General features: G+C 44.4%; 13 protein-coding genes. 9 read left to right on the top strand and 4 right to left on the bottom strand.

Annotation, left to right across the window (positions count from 1 at the left end):
• Window positions 1-78: 78 nt before the first annotated feature.
• A complete protein-coding gene (locus tag DWB79_RS04590) occupies window positions 79-756 on the bottom strand; it encodes an ATP-binding cassette domain-containing protein (RefSeq protein WP_206181081.1) in 678 nt (225 codons plus the stop codon).
• Between the two features lie 78 nt (window positions 757-834).
• Window positions 835-2,322, bottom strand: coding sequence for an HDOD domain-containing protein (locus DWB79_RS04595; protein ID WP_016522872.1), 1,488 nt, complete (start codon window positions 2,320-2,322; stop codon window positions 835-837).
• 144 nt (window positions 2,323-2,466) lie between these two features.
• Here DWB79_RS04595 and DWB79_RS04600 point away from each other — a divergent pair, with 144 nt between their 5' ends.
• The 4 genes from DWB79_RS04600 to DWB79_RS04615 are packed head-to-tail and all read left to right on the top strand — an operon-like array spanning window position 2,467 to window position 7,663.
• Complete coding sequence (locus DWB79_RS04600; RefSeq protein WP_206181083.1) at window positions 2,467-3,312, top strand: sulfide/dihydroorotate dehydrogenase-like FAD/NAD-binding protein; 846 nt, start codon at window positions 2,467-2,469, stop codon at window positions 3,310-3,312.
• A gap of 55 nt (window positions 3,313-3,367) precedes the next feature.
• On the top strand, window positions 3,368-4,879 hold the full coding sequence (gltA, locus tag DWB79_RS04605) for an NADPH-dependent glutamate synthase (RefSeq protein WP_016522874.1): 1,512 nt from the start codon (window positions 3,368-3,370) through the stop codon (window positions 4,877-4,879).
• A gap of 18 nt (window positions 4,880-4,897) precedes the next feature.
• On the top strand, window positions 4,898-6,277 hold the full coding sequence (locus tag DWB79_RS04610; protein ID WP_016522875.1) for a tryptophanase: 1,380 nt from the start codon (window positions 4,898-4,900) through the stop codon (window positions 6,275-6,277).
• A gap of 60 nt (window positions 6,278-6,337) precedes the next feature.
• Entirely contained in the window at window positions 6,338-7,663 is a 1,326-nt protein-coding gene (locus DWB79_RS04615; protein ID WP_016522876.1) for a sodium-dependent transporter, read from the top strand.
• 94 nt (window positions 7,664-7,757) lie between these two features.
• On the opposite strand, the gene DWB79_RS04620 is transcribed toward DWB79_RS04615, so the two are convergent.
• Window positions 7,758-8,726, bottom strand: a complete 969-nt coding sequence (locus tag DWB79_RS04620; RefSeq protein WP_016522877.1) for a DHH family phosphoesterase — start codon at window positions 8,724-8,726, stop codon at window positions 7,758-7,760.
• Window positions 8,727-8,903: 177 nt separating this feature from the next.
• Between DWB79_RS04620 and yedE the strand changes: the two genes are divergently transcribed.
• The 5 genes from yedE (at window position 8,904) to DWB79_RS04645 (ending at window position 12,789) form a co-directional block, all read left to right on the top strand.
• Window positions 8,904-9,953, top strand: coding sequence for a YedE family putative selenium transporter (gene yedE / locus DWB79_RS04625; protein ID WP_016522878.1), 1,050 nt, complete (start codon window positions 8,904-8,906; stop codon window positions 9,951-9,953).
• A 122-nt stretch (window positions 9,954-10,075) separates the two neighbouring features.
• Window positions 10,076-10,285: a sulfurtransferase TusA family protein gene (locus DWB79_RS04630; RefSeq protein WP_016522879.1), complete on the top strand. Its 210-nt coding sequence runs from the start codon at window positions 10,076-10,078 to the stop codon at window positions 10,283-10,285.
• Window positions 10,282-10,551 carry a putative Se/S carrier protein gene (locus tag DWB79_RS04635; RefSeq protein WP_016522880.1) on the top strand — a complete coding sequence of 90 codons (270 nt, stop codon included), beginning with the start codon at window positions 10,282-10,284 and terminating at the stop codon, window positions 10,549-10,551. The genes DWB79_RS04630 and DWB79_RS04635 overlap by 4 nt, the downstream gene beginning before the upstream one ends.
• A gap of 150 nt (window positions 10,552-10,701) precedes the next feature.
• Window positions 10,702-11,769 carry a selenide, water dikinase SelD gene (gene selD, locus DWB79_RS04640; protein ID WP_084762270.1) on the top strand — a complete coding sequence of 356 codons (1,068 nt, stop codon included), beginning with the start codon at window positions 10,702-10,704 and terminating at the stop codon, window positions 11,767-11,769.
• Between the two features lie 51 nt (window positions 11,770-11,820).
• Entirely contained in the window at window positions 11,821-12,789 is a 969-nt protein-coding gene (locus tag DWB79_RS04645; protein ID WP_016522882.1) for a substrate-binding domain-containing protein, read from the top strand.
• Window positions 12,790-12,922: 133 nt separating this feature from the next.
• Here the strand turns inward: DWB79_RS04645 and DWB79_RS04650 are convergent, their stop codons facing one another.
• Window positions 12,923-14,695 (bottom strand): hypothetical protein, encoded by a 1,773-nt coding sequence (locus DWB79_RS04650; protein WP_016522883.1) that lies wholly within the window; start codon window positions 14,693-14,695, stop codon window positions 12,923-12,925.
• Window positions 14,696-14,714: the final 19 nt, after the last annotated feature.

The following is a 14,714-nucleotide window of genomic DNA, read 5'->3' on the forward strand; positions in this document are numbered from 1 at the left end:
TATTTAAAAAAATATTTTGTGTGAATATACCGGACAACGGTGTTAATCGAAGGTCGTTGGGCATGTAGGTTTTTACGGTCAGATATTCGAAGTATACGGCGGGCGACGGAAGTGAAGAAACTCCGCGGCATATTTTTGCGGATTGCAAAGGTGTCCGCATCCGTTTGCAAGATGGAAAATATCGGTTGAGTTGAGCACTGCCGCGTCGAGGTTATGTTCCACGGAGATAACCGTCAGCCCTTGCTCTGTATTCAGTTTTTTTATAAAGGTATAAATTTCCTGCTGGCTCTGTATATCGATTCCTGTTGACGGTTCATCGAGGATGAGCAAATCCGGCTCACCGATAAGCGCACGGGCTATATACATCTTTTGCAGCTGCCCGCCGGACAGCGTCCCTGCCAGAGCATACTTGTAATCGAGCAGCCTGACGTCCGAAAGATAGCGGTCGATAACGCCTTTATCGCGCTGCTTACGCAATATCCGATACGAGTTTAAGGTTTCGTAAACGGTAATCGGAAACCCCGTTATCGCCGCTTTTTTTTGCGGTACATAGCCGATACTGCGCGCTCCGCAGCGGATATTTCCCGTATCGGGAGTTAACAGCCCAAGGATCAGCTTTATCAGGGTGCTTTTTCCTGCGCCGTTTTCGCCGACAATCGAGATATACGCTCCTTTCTTAATGGTAAGACAGAGTTTTTCAAATAATGTTTTTTTACCGGCGCCATATTTAAACGATAAATCTTGAATACAGACCATTCCGCACACATCGCTGTGTTCGTGTGCGGGAATAAAAGCCGAGTGAAGTATAGGCTGCTGTTCGTTCATACAAATATGTTATATGGGTTCGTGAAATTTGGCATTAAGCTTCCCACACAGTTCACGCAACTGCGCTTCATTTTCGATATTATGCTGCTTTAACAAAACCGGTGGAATTTGATAGTAGCTGATATTGCCGTCAAAAAACTGCAACATAAATTCAGCAAAACTGACGGTAGAAACAAGCTCATAATATTTTTTAGGGGCAGATTCCGGTTCGTATTGGTATTTTATCGTATTGACAATAGCTTCGGGTAAATGCCATTTTTCAGCAACAGCGACACCAATTGCTTGATGCTCCATCCCTGACATCACACTTTTGATGACCTGATCGGGAATATTCTTTTTTGCTTGTAAGTCTTTTATTTTTTCCAATACTTCCGGATAAATAGAACTGAATACGATTTTACCTAAATCGTGCAAAAGGGCGCAAACATATATTTCTTCAAGAAGATTGGTTTTTCCTTGCATTTTAGCAAGATTATATGCGAAAAATGCACATCGATAGGTATGATTCCACAGTCTTTTTTGTTCATTTCCCGTTACTTTTAAAACTTGTAGTGTTCCAACGGAATACAACAAATGCTGAATACCCCGTAAACCAGCCATTTTAACCGCTTCGGTAATACTCATACATTCCTTTGTAAGTCCGAACGCAACCGAGTTGACGAGTTTTAAAAGATCGGTTGTTAACGCAATGTCATCACTAATAAAAGATGCAATTGTCCCCATCGTTGCATTCGGATCATTGATAAGCCGCTGTATTTGCATGATTTTTTCGGGGAATTGCGGAATTTCTTCAATATAATCTACAATCGTTTTGGTCAATTCCACGAGATGCTGGTTCACTTCAAAATCGATTGGAATGGTAATCCGATTAATCGTTACGTCTTTTTCCGGAATCAATTCGAATGCATCTTCTTGCAAGCCGATTTTTTTTAGCATAAGAAGCATAATAATTAAACCAAGTCCTGCACCTTCCGTATCGTCAATTGCCTGCATAAAGGCTTGATCCACATTTTCATAGTCCCGCGCGACAACCATCCGGTCAAAGATGCGTTTAAATTCCGTTGCAACCATTTGCACATTGTTGCGCACTTCAAAAATAATATGCCCCTGCTTTACCTGCATGATGACTTTAATGTAAAGTCCTGCTTTTTTTTGCTGCTGCAGATAGTAATCAATATTTCCGAGGCTTTCTTGTTTAAAATTGAGCATTCCTTCGTCATAAGACTTCTGATCATAGATATCAAAGCCTTTTTCTTTAAAGTAGACCCGCTTGGTATTTGCTTTTTTTGCGTTTGTGGTCAGCTCATTGAGGCAATAGACGATATAGTCTTGGATTCCGTCCTGATGAACCGTTTCGAGGAAAGCCTTCGCAACATCAACGATATAGTTTTCCGTTTCCTTAGGAAGCGTATAAGTGTTAATCGAGATGGGAATATTCATCTGCACCGCTTGCTTAATCTTGTTTTTATCTACCGGTATAGTTGCAACATTATCCATGTATCCAGTATAAGAGAAATTGATAATTTTCGCAATGCTTTCTATATTGATATTCCGTACTATTACGAGTAAAATAGCACGAAATGGGTATCAACTATAAATTGATACCGTATTTTCCCTATATTATAGAGAAGAGGTCGAATGATTCACACGATTTTAGAGAAGAAACAATTCTCAAAAGATGTCTTTTACATGCGCGTTGCGGCGCCGGAAATTGCCCGTCAGAGAAAGGCGGGGCAATTCGTTATTATCCAGCTTGATATCGATTACGGCGAGCGTATTCCGCTTACCATCGCCGATGCTGATCCTGCCGAGGGGTGGATTGCGCTGGTCATTCAGGCGGTCGGAGCTACCACTATCAAGCTTTGTCAAAAAGAAGTGGGCGATTCGATTGCCGCAATACTCGGGCCGCTTGGCAATCCGACGCATATTGCAAAGGTAGGAAAAGTTGTCTGTGTCGGCGGCGGTATTGGTACGGCGCCTTTACACCCGATTGCCCAAGCTTATAAACGTGCCGGTAATGAAGTTATCATTATCATCGGCGGTCGTACAAAAGAACTCGTGATTTTCGAGGAAGAAATGCGCAAGATAGCGGATGAGCTCATTATCGTAACGGATGATGGAAGCTACGGCCGAAAAGCGCTGGTTACCGAACCGTTAAAGGAAATCTGCGAAAGCGCAGCGCCGCCTCAAGAGGTTATCGCAATTGGCCCGCCGATTATGATGAAGTTCTGCGCAGCAACAACTCGTCCGTTCGGAATACACACGGTGGTCTCGTTAAATACGATTATGATTGATGGCACCGGAATGTGCGGAGGATGTCGCGTTACGGTTGACGGAAAGACAAAGTTTGTCTGTGTAGATGGACCTGAATTTGACGGACACAAAGTCGATTTTGACAATATGATGATGCGGATGAAGGCCTTTAAGGAACGGGAAGATCACGATCGTCATGCATGCAGAATTGGACTGTCAAACGGCGCCAATTAATCCGAACAAGGATGAACCGGCATTTTCGGAGACTTGCCGGATAGAGGAGTATGAAATGGAAAATGAAAATACAAATACCGAACATCACTATGTGCCCCGTGAAGAACTTGCGGAACAGGCAAAAACATATTGGGGCGAACTGAAAGATAAAGAATTAAAAATGAAGGATCGTGCGGCTATTCCGATACAGGAAATGCCGGTACTTGAACCGCATGCCAGAGCCCGCCTTATGGACGAGGTTGCAACCGGCTATACCGAAGAACAGGCGCGGATAGAGGCGGAACGTTGCTTAAACTGTAAGAACCGCCCCTGCGTACAGGGTTGTCCGGTCGGTATACCCATCCCCGAATTTATCACCTGTATTCAGAAGGGAGATTTTAAGGCCGCTGTCGATACGATTAAAACAACCAACCTGCTCCCCGCTATCTGCGGTCGCGTATGCCCGCAGGAAAAACAGTGCCAAGCGGTATGTACCGTCGGCAAAATGCATAAATCGGTGGATAAGGCGGTTGCAATCGGCAGATTGGAACGCTTTGTTGCAGATTGGGAACGGGAAAATAATAAGACAACAATTCCGCCGGTTGCTCCCGATACCGGAAAGAAGGTTGCGATTATCGGCTCGGGACCTGCGGGGCTTGCCGCCGCTGCCGATATCCGCCGCGCCGGTCATGCGGTAACCGTATTTGAAGCCTTCCATAAAACAGGCGGCGTTATGGTCTACGGAATCCCTGAATTCCGGCTCCCCAAAGACATTGTCGCTAAAGAAGTGGAAAATCTTAAAAAGATGGGCGTCAAGTTTGAAACCAACTTCTTAGTCGGACGGACGGCAACGCTGGAACAGCTGCTTCAAGACGACGGATTCGATGCCGCCTTTATCGGTACCGGCGCGGGGCTTCCTAAGTTTATGAACGTCGAGGGAGAAAACCTCATCGGCGTATTCAGTGCAAACGAATACTTAACCCGTGCCAATTTAATGAAGGCCTATCAGGAAGATAAGGCGGACACGCCGCTGTATCCTGCAAAGGTTGTTGCGGTTATCGGCGGCGGAAACGTCGCGATGGATGCCGCCCGTATGGGATACCGGCTCGGCGCCGACAAAGTATACTGTATTTACCGCCGTACCCGTGCCGAAATGCCTGCCCGTGCCGAAGAAATCGCCCATGCGGAAGAAGAAGGCGTTGAGTTCTGCTTTTTGCAAAACCCGACACGCTTTATCGGCGACAAAGACGGCAAGGTGTGTGCAGTCGAAGTGCTGAACTACAAGCTCGGTGAACCCGACGCTTCCGGCCGCCGCAGTCCCGTCGCCATTCCGGGTACTGAGCATCAAATCTCGGTGGATACGGTTATCGTTGCGCTCGGTAACAGCTCCAACCCGTTGATGGCAAAGACGACGGAAGGATTGCAGGTAACCAAGACCGGCAACATCATCGTCGATGAAAATCAGAAAACCAGTATTCCGAAAGTCTGGTCGGGCGGAGACATCGTACTTGGCGCTGCCACCGTCATCCTCGCGATGGGCGAAGGACGCAAAGCGGCGGCGAGTATTAACGAATATTTAGCACAGTAACACGGAAGGAGAAATCGTATGAAAAAGTATGTACCGGAACCGTTTAGAATCAAAATGGTAGAGCCAATCAAAATGACAACCCGCGAAGAACGCCTCAAAAAACTTGAAGCGGCAAAGTACAACATGTTCAACCTGCGCGGGGAAGATGTGTACATCGATTTATTAACCGACAGCGGAACAAACGCAATGAGTGATAAGCAGTGGGCGGGTGTGATGGTCGGTGATGAGGCGTATGCCGGCGGCAAAAGCTATTTTAAATTGCTCGAAGCGGGACAGGATATTTTCGGATACGAATTTATCCAACCGGTACATCAAGGACGTGCAGCGGAAAAAGTGATGTTCCCCTTATTGCTTAAAAAAGGGCAGTTCGCTCTTTCCAATATGTTCTTTGATACGACACGAGCGCATGTTACTTTATCCGGCGGCAAACCGGTAGACTGCGTATGTGCGGAAGCAAAAAAACCGTCTGTCTATGCTCCGTTTAAGGGCAACATGGATGTTGAAAAACTTGAAAAGTATATCAATGAATACGGCAAAGAAAATGTCGGCATGATTGTTATGACCATTACAAACAACTCCGCCGGCGGTCAGCCCGTATCAATGCAAAATATTCGTGAAGTTTCTGCGATTGCGAAAAAATACGGTATCCTCTTTAATATCGACGCCGCTCGTTTTGCAGAAAACGCCTATTTTATCAAAGAGCGCGAAGCGGGATACAACAATAAATCCATTAAAGACATTGTCCGCGAGATGTTCAGCTATGCCGACACCTTTACGATGAGTGCAAAAAAAGATGCAATCGTCAATATGGGCGGCCTCATCGGTATTAAGAACAACAAAGATATTTATCAGCTGATTAAGGGCAACTGCATTTCATTTGAAGGATTTATTACCTACGGCGGTCTTTCCGGCCGTGATTTGGAAGCCTTAGCTATCGGTCTTTATGAAGGTATCGATGAAGAATATCTGAAATACCGTAACGCTTCTATGGAATATTTGGCATCTCAGCTGCTTGATGCGGGCGTTGCCATTCAGAATCCTGCGGGCGGACACGGTGTTTACGTCGATGCGAATGCAATGTTCCCGCACATCCCCTACTATGAATTCCCCGGCCATACACTCTGTGTAGAGCTGTACAAAGAAGCCGGCATCCGTACCTGCGATATCGGGTCGTTCATGCTCGGCAATGATCCTGAAACAGGTAAGCAGATTAAGTCCGAGTTCGAGTTTGCACGATTGGCTATTCCGCGTCGTGTGTATACTCAGGCTCATTTGGATGTCATTGCCGAAGCGTTAATCAACATCAAAGAACGGGCGTCGCAGGTGAAAGGCTACCGCATCATCTGGGAACCGCCGATTTTGCGCCACTTCCAAGCTCACTTGGAACCCATTAAATAGTCCTAAGCGGACATTCGGAACACGAAGCGTACTAATCCGCCTATGTAAGAGGAAACGGCTATGATACATAAAGAAACACGGCGCGATCAATTCGGTTCACAGGTTGGATTTATTCTTGCCTGTATCGGTTCCGCCGTTGGCATGGGAAATATATGGCTATTCCCGTTCCGTGCAGGGCAGTTCGGAGGCGCAGCATTTTTAATTCCCTACATTATCTTTGTTGCATTAATCGGGTACACCGGCATCGTTGAAGAAATGTGCTTAGGACGAGCAATGAGAACAGGCCCGTGCGGTGCATTTCTTAAAGCAACTCAAATGCACGGTAATAATGCAGGCGCCGCCATCGGATGGATACCCGTTGTCGGTTCGCTCGGTATTGCAATCGGATACACAGTTGTAGTCGGATGGATTATCCGCTTTACGGTAGGAGCTTTTTCAGGCTCCATGCTTGCTGCAGAGAACAGTGGTGCATACTTCGGTGCCATTGCGGGACGGCTTTCAAGCTTACCGTGGCACAGTGCCGCAATTATCGGCTGCTTTATAATTATGGCGGCAGGTGTTTCATCAGGTATCGAAAAAGTCAACAAAGTGATGATGCCGGCATTTTTCGGCTTATTTATTATTCTTGCCATTCGTGTTGCGACATTACCGAAAGCAGCTGACGGATATACCTTTCTATTTAAAGCAGACTGGAGTAAATTGGCTGATGTAAAAACGTGGGTTTATGCACTCGGTCAAGCGTTCTTTTCATTATCCCTCGCCGGAAGCGGTACTGTGGTATATGGCAGCTATTTGAAAGATAATGAAGATGCTCCAACCAGTGCAAAATTCACGGCGATATTCGATACACTCGCAGCCTTGCTTGCAGCATTGGTTATTATCCCCGCGGTCTTTGTGTATAACCTTGAACCGACAGCAGGGCCTCCGTTGATGTTTATCACCATGCCGATGATCTTTAAAGAAATGCCTGCCGGCACCCTGTTTTCGATTATATTCTTTGTTGCGGTATTGTTTGCCGGAATGACTTCGTTGATCAATCTGTATGAAACACCGGTAGAGATGCTGCAGCAAAAGTTTAAGCTCAGCCGAAAGGTTGCTCTTGCAATCATACTTGGTATAGGATTTCTTGTCGGTCTTATAGTTGAAGATGGAAACATACTCGGTACATGGATGGATATTATCAGTATTTATATTATTCCGCTCGGAGCGTTACTTGCCGGTATTATGTTCTTCTGGGTATGCAATAAAGATTTCGTGTTACGCGAAGTTTCAAAAGGCCGCTTAAAACCGGTCGGCAGCGCGTATGTTGTGCAAGGAAAATATCTTTATTGCGGCGTTACCGTCATCATATATATTCTCGGTATTTTCTACGGCGGTATCGGTTAATCCGGTTGGAAGCACTATCGTTCGCCGGAATAATGATCCGGAAACGGACAAGCAGAATAAACCCGAATTTGGTTTTATTCTGCTTGTATCGGTTTTATTTTCCTTGTTCAGAACGAGCTAATGCAATGATAGCGTTTAAAAATGCGGTTTTGCCGCAGTATCTTTCTGCATCTATCACTCCGCCGGCCATGTGCGCGTGGCCTCCTCCAGACCCCATGTCTTTTACCGTTTCTTGAATTAGATAACCCGCATCAAGTTTGCTATCACGGCTTCGTGCAGAGAGTTTGTATTCGGGACCGTTTGTTTCTATTACAATAACAAAAGAAATATCTTTTATCCAAATTAAAAAATCGGCTACAACCGACAGAATAGCTCTTGAGTAATCTTCACTTAATTCTACAATTAAGAAATTATCTATGCGTAAATAGTCGGTAAAAGCCCGTCCTATTTCTTCGAGGTCGCAGATGTTTATGGTTGTTTTAATCATTTGATATGTTTTTTGTACATCCGATTTAAAGTAGAGCTCATAATAAGCATCCAGATCAAGTTTGTTGACACTTCTGGATAGAAAAGCCGTATCCAACTGTATACCCGCAATCATTGCTGTCGCGGTCATTTCGTCATATTCTTTTCCCGACTCTTTCCAATAAGACCAAATAATGGAAGAACATGCCCCGATTTCCGCCCTTATATCCGTATAAGCTGCTGTAGACTGCATTCGTGCCGGATGGTGATCTATTACGGCCTTTAAAATACCGCCTACCTTTTTTACGGTTCCCTTAAAAGGAGAGCCGTCGACAATTACAACTTGGTATTTTTTTAAATCATCAATTTCATCAAGTTTCAGAAGTGGGCAGTCTAAATATTCTACAAATTCTATTAAAGATAAACTTTGAATATGACCGCCATAAGCAATCTCCACTTTGTAGCCGTAACTTTCTAAAAGTTTTAAAAGAGCATAAGCGGCGCCAAGGGCATCATGATCCGGAAAATCATGCGTTTGTATAAGTACCGGTTGGTCTTTACTTAAAACCGAGCAAAGCGTAGATAATTTTTCTTCCATAAAAATAATCCTAAAGTAAAGTAGATAATAATATAGCATAAAAAGAAGTGTTTTCCAATCGTACCAATTCGGCATTGTTTTCAAAAGAAATCTTGACAGTCCCATAAAGTCCTTGTATCATACTATATATAATTTTTTTTATATTTTTATTTAAAATATTAATACTGGAGGAATGGAATGAAAAAACATTTCATGGTGGCATTGACAGGCGCATTCATCGGTATTGCGGCTGTCGTATTGGTTAAATTCGGAAACCCGGGGAATATGGGTTTCTGTATTGCCTGTTTCTTGCGCGATATTGCGGGTACCTTAAAACTGCATAATGCAGCTGTGGTACAGTATATGCGCCCTGAAGTTATCGGACTTATCATTGGTGCGTTTGCCATTGCACTTATAAAAAAAGAGTTTAAGCCCCGCGGCGGTTCAGCGCCTTTTACCCGCTTTGTATTAGGCTTCTTTGTAATGATCGGTGCGTTGATGTTCTTGGGATGCCCGCTGCGTATGTTTTTGCGTTTGGGTGCAGGCGATTTGAATGCGGTATTTGGGCTTGTAGGGTTCATCATCGGTATCGCTATCGGGGTTGTGTTCCTCAACAAGAACTTCTCATTGAGCCGTGCGTATCCCCAATCCGGACAGGAAGGTATGTTTGCCCCCATCGTGATGATCGTATTCTTCATTTTATTGGTTGCATTCCCTGCCGTTCTCGTCTTTAGCGAAAAAGGGCCCGGTTCAATGCATGCGCCAATTGCACTCGCACTTGGTATCGGTCTTGTCGGCGGTGTATTGGCACAACGCAGCCGGCTCTGTACTGCAGGCGGTATCCGCGATGCGATTATGCTCAAAGATTTTCACCTTTTAACGGGAAGTATTGCTATTTTAGTTGCTGTGTTTATCGGAACGCTTGTAACCGGACAGTTTAAGCTCGGACTTGCGGGGCAGGCAGTTGCTCACACCGACGGATTGTGGAATGCTCTTGGTATGGTGCTGGTCGGATGGGCAAGCGTTCTGCTTGGCGGCTGCCCCTTGCGCCAGCTCATTTTAACCGGCGAGGGTAATACCGACTCGGCAATAACTGTAACCGGTTTGATTGCAGGCGCTGCTTTCGCTCACAACTTCGGTCTTGCTTCTTCCGGTAAAGGGCCGACAAGCGCGGGGATGATTGCCGTTGTTATCGGATTAGTTGTAACAGCCTGTGTCAGCGTATACTACGCGGCAAAAAATAAATAATGTTTTCGCGGCGTCCCTAATCATCGACCTCATTAGGGATGTCGCTTTTTTTTAACATAGAAAATATCTACGTGGATAACCTCTAAAATTTAAAGTTTTAGAGATATCCGAAGGAGACCAAAATGGAAGATTATACGGTAGATGCACGGGGACTTTCTTGCCCCGAACCGGTAGTACGGACAAAGAAAGCATTTGATGCACATCAGAATTTTACGGTGCTTGTCGATAACGAAACTTCAAAAGAAAACGTTATTCGCTTTTGCGATAAGATGAAAGCAAAGACCTCTGTCTCTGCCGACGGTAACGACTGGAAAATCACTGTTTCAAAATGATTGACGGCTACGTAATAACATTTCACACTCATTACGAAGCACTCGTTTGTATGCGCAGTCTCGAAAAAAGCGAGGCTGTGCAAAACGGCACGATTACTATCAAGCTTATTCCCGTGCCGCGCGAACTCAGCTCCGCTTGCGGTACGGCGGTTAAAGTTACGATAAAAGGCGGCGCTGTGTTCGGCGCAGAGAACTTCGCAAACATTGAACGCGATGAAGTGTTCAGTTTTGATGCCGCCGGAAAATACACCGCGGTGAACCTCTAAAAACAGGGTCTCTCTGAATATCTCTATTTTTAAAGAGACCCGATAACTGTATTGGCCTATTCCATAACTAAATAATATGCGCTATATTCGCTGAGACGAATTGTGAATGAGTTTTTCAACAGTGCCTATAAACTCAAGTAAGGGACAAACATGACTTGTACGCTTCCAGATAACAATTTCAGTTTAATTAAATCTTCGTCCTATTCGGGATGAGGGGCAAAATTAAGTGCAGGTGCACTAGACGGATTATTAAAAAGCTTTTCTATTTGCTCCGATCCCCGGCTGTTAGTCGGTTTCGATACATCGGATGATGCGGCGGTTTATAAAATCAATGACGAAACAGCTTTAATCTTTACCGCCGATTTTTTTCCGGCTATTACGGACGATCCTTATATGTTCGGACAGATTGCAGCCGCTAATGCGCTCAGTGATATTTACGCAATGGGCGGTGTTCCGAAACTGGCGCTCAATCTTTTTTGTATTTCGGAAAAAATGCCCGAATCCGTTATCAAAGAGATACTGCGGGGCGGCGCCGACAAGGCGTTTGAGGCGGGAGCAATTATCTGCGGAGGGCACACCATTTACGACAGCATTCCGAAATACGGTTTAGCGGTAACGGGTTTTGTGCATCCAAATAAAATACTGCGAAATTCAGCGTGCAAAACAGGTGATGTACTGATTTTAACCAAGCCCATCGGCTCCGGCATTTTGACGACGGCTGCGAAAGCTGATATGCTCGGTACGGACGAGCTTAAAAGTGTATATGACGTTATGGCCTTCTTAAATGCCGCCGCCTGCACTGTGATGACCAAATACGAGGTTCACGCCTGTACGGATATCACCGGCTTCGGACTGTTGGGGCACTTGTATGAAATGGGAAAGGGAAGCGGCCTTAGTATTGAGCTTACCTGTAAATCGCTGCCGATTTTTGACGCTGCCGTTGAATATGCCGAAATGGGCTTTGTTCCCGCCGGAGCGTATTCAAATAGGAGCTTTGTCGGGGATAATACTGCGCTGGACGGAGTGCCGCGCGCCTATCAAGATATCCTGTTTGACCCGCAGACATCAGGCGGTCTTGTTATCGCGGTAGCGCAAAAAGACGCTCAACAGTTATATGCAGAACTCTGCGCTGTTCTTGAAAATACCGTCTGCGGAAAACCGGCAATTATTGGTACGGTTGTCGAACGCACCGATAAGGTTGTACAGGTAACGTATTAACAGATATATCTATAAAAATGAACCGGTGGAATTTACGTTCAGGAGGAAGATATGAAGACTTTTGCAAGACGAATGTTGTATGTTACGACCATTGTTGCAATGTTGTTAGGATGTGCAAAGAAAGGAGCTAATGCGACTCATGCATCCGATACGAAGGATAACAGCTTTACGATTGGTTATTGTATCAATAGTCTCAATGATACTTTCCAGACGTATATTCTGGCAGCTGCAAAAGAAACCATTACCGAAGCGGGAGGCCGAATTGAGGTTAAGGATGCAACTGAGGATACTATCAAGCAGCAGGATCAGGTAAACAGCTTTATTGCAAAGGGCGTCAAGGGATTAATTGTTGTACCGGTAGATACCAGTTCAATGGATGCTATCACCAATGCAGCACGCAACGCAGATATTCCGCTCTGCTATGTCAACCGCAATCCTTTTGCAGGCAAAGAAGATAGTATCCCTGACGGTGTGTACTATGTCGGATCACAGGAGATTATCGCAGGTTGGCTTCAAGGGAAGCGGGTTGGCGAATTGCTGCAAGGAAAAGGCGGTGTTGCAATTCTGGTCGGTATCCTCGAAAATGAAGGTGCGCTAAAACGGACTGAGGGTAATAAGGAGGTACTCACGTCCCAATACCCCGAGATTACCATACTTGCCGAACAAACGGCAAACTGGCAGCGTGACCAAGCGGCTACCATTACCGAAAAATGGATTATGACGTATGACCGTCAGTTGAATGCGATATTGGCGAATAACGATGAAATGGCGCTTGGCGCTATTAAGGCATTGGAGGCGTCCAATAGAAAAGATGTCTTTGTTCTTGGTGTAGACGCAACGCTTGAAGGACGGAATGCTATACGGGAAGGTTTGATGGCTGCGACGGTGTTGCAGGATGCAAACGGACAAGGTGGTGGTGCTGCAAAGGTTATTATCGAAAGAATAAAGGGTGGTACCCCCGATAAAATAACGTGGGTACCGTTCCAATTGATTGATAAGGATTCTCCGCTACTGAAATAAAATGTTTCCCCGATGCTTTGCACCGGGAAAATTGATTTATGTGTAGAGTTTAATACCCCGACACAGAGCGTCGGGGGTGTCGATTGTCGGTAAATGTACAAAATTCGTTTCGGAGCGAAAACCCGATGGAGTCCTAATACGCAAACTCTGCGCTTAACCGGATATAGTGGTTGAACTGCTTACCAATAGCCTTCTTACGCCAATCTGCAAGCTGTTCTGCAGCTTTATCTTTGACAGCTTGGATCTCTGCTGCGGTCATTTTTTCGATCTTCTTTTTATCCCATCCACTCATCGAATCGACGGGCGAATAAATGTTCCTTCGCACACCCGGGTTGATATTTGCCTCAAACACGTAACCGAATTTAAACAGCATATACCCGCCCGACTTTACAATCGGTAAATGGCAGCTGATGTCAAGTGCCAGTTGATTAATATACTGGATGGTCTGCTGTCGCATAAAGGGAGTGGAATAAAGAAATGCATGATTTTTCCAGTGAGTGTTGCCATTTGAAGTTCTATCTGTAATAGTAGGGTGATTAAACACCGAACCGTCTGTGGTATATTTTCTTGCAAGGTAATCTTTTATCATACTGATATCTGTAATACTTTCAGTTGTATTAGCATGCCTGATAAAGGTATTGGAAAGATTGATATCAAATCCATAAACAGGTCGAAATTTAAGTTTAAGATGAATCCTATCGGAGTTCGGTTCAAGGTTTGTTCCAAGCGGAGAGCCATGATGCGTATAATTTTGATAATTAGGTTTCTTATAATTATCATCGTCAACATGTGTATACATATACGGCATCACAAGCGTGTAATTTAAATCAACAAACGAGAACCAATGAGTATTCGGCATGGTATAAGACACCCCGAATTCTCCAGCTAAACGCCATAATGCACTTTTAAATTTAATAATTTCAGTTAAACCAAGATCGTCAACATATAATGCGGCATCAAAGCGTAAACCCCTTATAGGCTTAACCGTAAAACTCATCCCCAATAAGGAATTATCAGGAAAGCTATAAATACTTTGACCTAAGAAGAATGCCGAGAATGGGATTAAATAAATCGGCTCGAATCGTCCTCCATATACCATTGAATCTATTATAGAAAATGTCAGCCATGGCAGCGGTCGTATATCCAAAGAATGGGATGCTAAAAATTTGTTCGGTCCTAGATCGTATCCTGCATTATTAGTTGCTGAAAGCAGTAGTAAAACTTGGTTATATGCCCACTTTGGTTTATTAACCGTAAAAATAAACTGTCCTGCATGAAAAGCCTGACGAGAAATAAAAATACCGCTATCATGGAATGGCCCATAAGAAGTACGTCCTAATCCTGCCGTTAAATAATACTCAGGAGTTCCGAATGTTATGGATGAATTAAACATCGGTAAGGTGTTCCATTTACCAATTGCTGTACCATGATCACGAGCAATATCTTTAGAGGAATATGTATCAGCGGGTAGCAAAGAAGGATTATCTAGTTTATTAAATAGGCTAAAACTTACATACGCCGAAACGGTCAGCATTTTTGTTATCTGATAATTCATTTTAGCAAAGGGCGTTATAAAAAATTGATTTTCGTTTTTCTTTGATTGTCGTGCGAAATTAAATTCGGCTTTCCCCCCAAAATGGAAAGCGCGATGAAAGAAACGTGCTTGATATTCGGCAGCTTTTCTGCGCTGACCGGCATCCCCTTTTTCTATAACTATTTGCAATATACGTTCAATTTCCTGTAACGGATACGGTCTAATGCTCGGTGTATCATTAATTAAACCGCTGCCCTCCCATATCGATAAATCTTCGTAAAATGGATCGAACAAATCTACCGGAGCCTGCGCATGAATATATACTGTGTGGAGCGTGGTGAGTAATAACGCAACGCATAAGAGTTTTTTCATACATACCTCATCTTTTTCA

This window comes from Treponema medium, from assembly GCF_017161265.1.
Taxonomy (GTDB): domain Bacteria; phylum Spirochaetota; class Spirochaetia; order Treponematales; family Treponemataceae; genus Treponema; species Treponema medium.

Bases quoted from the DNA above. Each gene is read 5' to 3' on its own strand.
- DWB79_RS04590 (WP_206181081.1), bottom strand. From the start codon at position 756: ATGGTCTGTATTCAAGATTTATCGTTTAAATATGGCGCCGGTAAAAAA.
- DWB79_RS04615 (WP_016522876.1), top strand. From the start codon at position 6,338: ATGATACATAAAGAAACACGGCGCGATCAATTCGGTTCACAGGTTGGA.
- gltA (WP_016522874.1), top strand. From the start codon at position 3,368: ATGGAAAATGAAAATACAAATACCGAACATCACTATGTGCCCCGTGAA.
- DWB79_RS04630 (WP_016522879.1), top strand. From the start codon at position 10,076: ATGGAAGATTATACGGTAGATGCACGGGGACTTTCTTGCCCCGAACCG.
- yedE (WP_016522878.1), top strand. From the start codon at position 8,904: ATGAAAAAACATTTCATGGTGGCATTGACAGGCGCATTCATCGGTATT.
- DWB79_RS04635 (WP_016522880.1), top strand. From the start codon at position 10,282: ATGATTGACGGCTACGTAATAACATTTCACACTCATTACGAAGCACTC.
- DWB79_RS04645 (WP_016522882.1), top strand. From the start codon at position 11,821: ATGAAGACTTTTGCAAGACGAATGTTGTATGTTACGACCATTGTTGCA.
- DWB79_RS04650 (WP_016522883.1), bottom strand. From the start codon at position 14,695: ATGAAAAAACTCTTATGCGTTGCGTTATTACTCACCACGCTCCACACA.
- DWB79_RS04610 (WP_016522875.1), top strand. From the start codon at position 4,898: ATGAAAAAGTATGTACCGGAACCGTTTAGAATCAAAATGGTAGAGCCA.
- DWB79_RS04595 (WP_016522872.1), bottom strand. From the start codon at position 2,322: ATGGATAATGTTGCAACTATACCGGTAGATAAAAACAAGATTAAGCAA.
- DWB79_RS04620 (WP_016522877.1), bottom strand. From the start codon at position 8,726: ATGGAAGAAAAATTATCTACGCTTTGCTCGGTTTTAAGTAAAGACCAA.